The sequence below is a fragment of the Halochromatium sp. genome (assembly GCF_054919635.1).
This window is the reverse complement of record NZ_JBUDPI010000282.1, coordinates 1-4,937: the sequence shown is the minus strand read 5'-3', so window position 1 is coordinate 4,937 and position 4,937 is coordinate 1. Positions and strand designations below refer to the sequence as shown.

The window sequence follows — 4,937 nt, the reverse complement described above, 5'->3', positions numbered from 1 at the left end:
ATTGCGGTACGCAGGATGGGGGTGGAGCGCGGTCTCAAGATCAACGAGTACGGCGTCTTCCGCGACGACGAGCGCATCGCCGGGCGCACCGAAGAGGAGGTCTACGCGAGCGTTGATCTCCCCTATATCGAGCCCGTGCTGCGCGAGCACCGAGGCGAGATCGAGGCCGCGCAGCAGGGCCAGCTGCCGCAGCTGCTCGAGCTTGAGGCCATCCGCGGCGATCTGCATTGCCATACCCGCGCTAGCGATGGTCACGAGAGCCTGCGGGCGATGGCCGAGGCCGGTGCCGAGCGCGGTTATGAGTACCTGGCGGTCACCGATCATAGCCAGCATGTGACGGTCGCGGGCGGTCTCGACGAAGCACGGCTGAGCGAGCAGATCGATCGCATCGAGCGCTTGAACGAGGCGCGCGACGGCCGGATCAGGGTGCTCAAGTCCACCGAGGTGGACATCCTAGCGGACGGCTCGCTCGATCTGCCCGATTCGATGCTGGAGCGGCTTGATCTCTGCGTCTGCTCGATCCACTCCAAGTTCGACTTCTCCCGCGAGCAGCAGACCGAGCGCGTGCTGCGGGCGATGGACAACCCAAACTTCTCGATCCTTGGCCATCCGCGCGGGCGCCTCATCGGCAAGCGCGATGCCTATGATCTCGACCTTGAGCGGGTGCTCGAGGCGGCCGCCGAGAGGGGCTGTTTCCTCGAGGTCAACGCCCAACCCAAGCGGCTCGATCTCAGCGACGCTGATTGCCGCCTCGCCAAGGAGATGGGCGTCAAGGTGGCGATCTCCACCGATGCCCACAGCAGTACGAATCTGGACTACATTCGCTTTGGCGTCGATCAGGCCCGGCGCGGCTGGCTGGAGGCCGATGACGTCATCAACACCCGCTCGCTCGAGCAGCTGCGCAAGCTGCTCGAGCGCGGATGAGTCAGTCTGCCGGGCTTTTGCCGGACAGGCCGGCCTGGCTGCCGGACAGTACGCATCCCTGCGAAGCATCTGAGGCAGGGGTTAATCGGCGAGCTGGTTGAGGTAACTGGCCACGGCTTCGAGCTGGAGCTTGCTCGCCGGTACCGCCTCCTCGTGCTGTGCGGAATTTAGGGTCTGTTGCAGTTGCTGCGCGGTCCATTCGCGTTGCTCGGCGAGCGTGCTGAACGTCGGTCCCACCGGAGCGCCCCCTTCATCGGGAACCCGGTGGCAGCTCGTACAGATCTGCTCGGCGACCTCTTCACCTTGCTTGGCTGGGGATTCGTCGTCGGCTGGCTCGGCAAGTCGCTCAGCAGACCAGAGCGGGGCGGCCCAAAGCGCGAGCACGACCGGCGCAAGCAGGGTCATCGTTGAAGGCAGTGCCAGGATACGGTTAGATGTTGACATGACATGCTTACCCGCCACTCAATGCGGCATCTTGCCTTCGCTACCGGCTTCAAACAGCCGTTGATAGTCGGCTGGAAGCTGGTCGCGGACGTGGTCTATGGTCCCCGGCGTCACCGCGTCCTTGAGCACATTGAGCACGGCCCGGGTATGGAAGACGCTGGCTGGCAGGTCGACGCCCTCGCGCTCGCTGATGCGTTGCAGGAAGTCGTCTGAGGAGAAGGTCTCGGTCTTATCGCGATGGCTGTCGAGCATGAGCTTGAGCTCGCCCGGCAGTTGTGCGCCGAGATTCTCGGGCTCGCCGCCCTGGAGGCGCTCACTGAGGGTCTCGAGTGTCGCTCGGGTGGCGCTGAGCGCCTCGTCGAGCGAGCTCATCCGTGCCTGATGTTGGACCTGTCCGAGAAACTCTTGCAGCTGCATGGCTTGAATCTCCATGGGTTGTGGATGTCAGGATGGCTTGGATGGCGCCGAGCTGCGCGCCTTTTTTGGCGACGTATCCCTGCGCGCCATTCCGTTCCATGAGTCCATGGGGATTTTGCAAAGGCTATGCCGTTCTGCCGGTGGCGCTATACCATCCGCGACGCCCAGAGAGACGCGCCGAGAGACGCCCAGAGAGACGCTCGGAGTTAGGCAGCTTGGGCACGCCAGTATCCAGACCCTGGGGCTCGAGCGGATGGCCACCGGCTAACGAGGGCTGGGCTGTACCAGCCCATGCCGGGTGATTGGCCCCATGCGCTGGTCCAAAACAGCCACCTCGAAGGCTTGCGTTTGTAACGCCTTCCGGCGTTCCGGCGGGTTCCGGTGCGCGCCAGACCGCGCGCCGGAACCAGCTCGGGAACAGCGTCACCTGGGACTGGCTCCGAACTTGCTGTACTGGTCGGCAAAGCCTGATTAGCGAGATGGTGAGGCGGCGGTTGATGAGGTAAGAATGACGAATGATGCAAGGGCGCCGGGCCTGAACGTCCTCAGCAAGCCCGAGCTGGCGCGACGGCTCGATCAGCTGATCGCTGATCTGCTGGACGACGGCCAAACCAACGACGCGACCCGCGCTTTGCTGCTGGAGCTGCAAACCCACCAGGTGGAGCTCGAGCTTCAAGGGCGCGAGCTCGCCGAGGCGCGCCACATCTTGGAGGTCTCGCGCGATCACTACGCCCGCTTGTTCGATCTGGCGCCGGTCGGCTTCGCGGTCTTCGATCGGCGTGGGCGCATCCGCGAGATCAACCTCACCGCCTCGCATCTGCTCGGACGCGACCGTGTTCGGCTCAGCGACACGCCGTTCTCGGTCTTGTTGGGGGCTGGAGAGATGCGACGCTTCCTCGACCATGTCTCAGCCGTGATCGGCAGTCGCGACCCAGAGTGCGAGGCAGAGCAGGTCCCACCACTCGATGTCGATCTCGCCTCGCGCCGGCCGCGTGCCGAGCCTGCGCCCCAGGCATTGCGGTTGGTGTCGTCCCGGCGCGAGGGCGACAACGGCCCCGAGTGTTTCAGCGCGCTGATCGACATCACCGCCGAGCGTCAGCTCGAGCGCCGCAAGACGGCGACCGAGCACCGCGCCCACGCCATCCTCGATGCCCTGCCGGCCGAACTGATCGTTCTGGATGCGCAGGGCAGAATCATCCTGGCCAACGATGCCTGGCGGTGCTTTGCCGACTGCCCGAAGCACAGGCTCTCGGTCTCGTCGGCAGGATCGTCGCTTGTCGGATCGGACTACCTCGCCGCCTGTCGCGAGGCGGTCTCCGATGCCGGGGTTGAGAGCGGTGCCATTGCCGACGGCGTTGCCGCCGTCCTCGAGCGGCGCCGGGACCGGTTCGTCGCCGAGTATGCCTGTCAGCGGCGGGGCTGCGAGCGCTGGCTGGCGCTGACCGCTGCTCCGCTCGATGCCGAAGGGCAGGGGGCCGTGATCGTGCAGATCGACATCACCGAGCGCAAGCGTGCCGAGCAGCATACCCAGATCGCCCGGGAGGCCGCGGCCCATGCCGCCCGGGTCAATGCGGTAGGGGTGCTCGCAACCTCGCTGGTGCATGAGCTGGCGCAGCCGCTGAATGCGGCGGCCTTCTTCGGACGGGCTGCGCTCGAGCAGCTGCAAGGCTCGGATGCGAGGCAGCGTCCAGCCGATGAGGCAACCCTGGAGCCGATGATCGCCAAGGCCGATGCCCAGCTCGAGCGTGCCGGCGCCATTGTCGAGCGCCTGCGTGACTTCCTGCGCCACAAGGAGATTCGGATGCAACCGGTTGAGCTCGATCCGCTGATCGAGCGCGCGATTGAGCTGATCGGTTGGTTCGCGAGCCAACGGCAGGTCGAGCTGCGGTTCAACTCGGACTCGGCCGGACTCTGGCTGCTTGGTGACCCGGTTCAGCTGGAGCAGGTCTTGGTCAACCTGATCTGCAACGGGGTGCAGGCCATTCAGGAGTCGGAGATGCCGGTGCGGCAGGTTACCATTGAAACCCGTCCCTGCAGCGCCGAACGCTGTGTTGAGGCGCCTTTAGACGAGGACTCGCCGATGGTTCGGGTGACGGTGAGGGACACCGGTCCGGGCCTGGATCGGGAGGCCGAGAACAGCCTGTTCGACCTGTTCTCGTCGCGGCGCGGCGCGGGCCTCGGCATGGGGCTTCCCATCAGCCGTGACATTGTCGAGGGCCATGGTGGCAAGCTCTGGGCCGATCGCGGCGCGAGCAACGGCGCCATGTTCCACTTTATGCTGCCACTGGCGATGACTGGAGGAGACTGATGGATGCGGAGCAATGCGTCTTCATCGTCGATGACGACGAGGCGATGCGCGAATCGATGAAGCTGCTGCTCGAGATGCTTGGCTATCGGGTACAGGGCTTTGCCAATGCCCAGTCGTTCCTCGCGTTCTGCTCGGAGCAGGACCGCGGCTGCCTGGTGCTGGATATGCGCATGCCGGACATGAACGGCCTGGAGCTGCAGCAGGCACTGCGTCAGCGCGGCTATGAGCTGCCGATCATCTTCCTGTCCGGATTCGGCGATGTGCCGACGACGGTGCGCGCGGTCCAGTCGGGCGCGGTCGACTTTCTCGAGAAGCCGGTGAGCAAGAGCAAGCTCACCGAGCGCATCGAGCGCGCCTTCGAGATCGACCGCCAGCGGCGTGACGATGCGAGCGCGGTCGAGGCCGTGCGCACGCGCTGCGCGACCTTGACGCCCCGCGAGCGACAGGTGATGAGATTCGCGACCCAAGGCCTATCGAACAAAGACATCGCCCGTGAGCTTGAGATTAGCCCGCGCACGGTTGAGACCCACAGGGCAAAGATGATGGAGAAGATGGAGGCCGACAGCATTGCGATGCTGTGCAATATGGTTGCCCTCTGTCCGCCTGGTGAGGAAGAGGTCTCTGGTGTGGGTTGAGCGCCTCGGTCTACGGATCACTCCAGCCCGTCTCGCTCGTGCATCCATCGAGGCACATCCCGACTGCCATGGAGGACGCGCCAGACATCGATATGTTCATCCCGTTCCAGATAGATGATCAGGTAGGGGTAGCGTTTGAGCGGCCATGACCGCACACCCGGCAGCTCAAGCTCATAGGCGTATCGCAGTGAGCCAATTGCAGGGTTCGA

6 protein-coding genes are annotated in these 4,937 nt (G+C 64.8%); 3 read left to right on the top strand and 3 right to left on the bottom strand.

Features of this window, described 5'->3' with window-relative positions; translation table 11 throughout:
- The coding region (locus tag ACY693_RS14845; RefSeq protein ID WP_462322591.1) for a PHP domain-containing protein at nt 1-924 on the top strand (924 nt) is incomplete at its 5' end.
- Between the two features lie 81 nt (nt 925-1,005).
- Here the strand turns inward: ACY693_RS14845 and ACY693_RS14840 are convergent.
- Nucleotides 1,006-1,368: a c-type cytochrome gene (locus tag ACY693_RS14840; RefSeq protein WP_462322590.1), complete on the bottom strand. Its 363-nt coding sequence runs from the start codon at nt 1,366-1,368 to the stop codon at nt 1,006-1,008.
- A gap of 18 nt (nt 1,369-1,386) precedes the next feature.
- Nucleotides 1,387-1,785: a DUF2267 domain-containing protein gene (locus ACY693_RS14835; RefSeq protein ID WP_462322589.1), complete on the bottom strand. Its 399-nt coding sequence runs from the start codon at nt 1,783-1,785 to the stop codon at nt 1,387-1,389.
- A gap of 508 nt (nt 1,786-2,293) precedes the next feature.
- On the opposite strand from ACY693_RS14835, the gene ACY693_RS14830 reads away from it, so the two are divergent.
- Together ACY693_RS14830 and ACY693_RS14825 are read left to right on the top strand one after the other, a co-directional pair.
- Complete coding sequence (locus tag ACY693_RS14830) at nt 2,294-4,093, top strand: PAS domain-containing sensor histidine kinase (protein WP_462322588.1); 1,800 nt, start codon at nt 2,294-2,296, stop codon at nt 4,091-4,093.
- Nucleotides 4,093-4,728 carry a response regulator transcription factor gene (locus ACY693_RS14825; RefSeq protein WP_462322587.1) on the top strand — a complete coding sequence of 212 codons (636 nt, stop codon included), beginning with the start codon at nt 4,093-4,095 and terminating at the stop codon, nt 4,726-4,728. The genes ACY693_RS14830 and ACY693_RS14825 overlap by 1 nt, the downstream gene beginning before the upstream one ends.
- Nucleotides 4,729-4,745: 17 nt before the next feature.
- Here ACY693_RS14825 and ACY693_RS14820 read toward each other — a convergent pair.
- On the bottom strand, nt 4,746-4,937 hold a 192-nt coding region (locus ACY693_RS14820; protein ID WP_462322586.1), incomplete at its 5' end, for a type II toxin-antitoxin system RelE/ParE family toxin.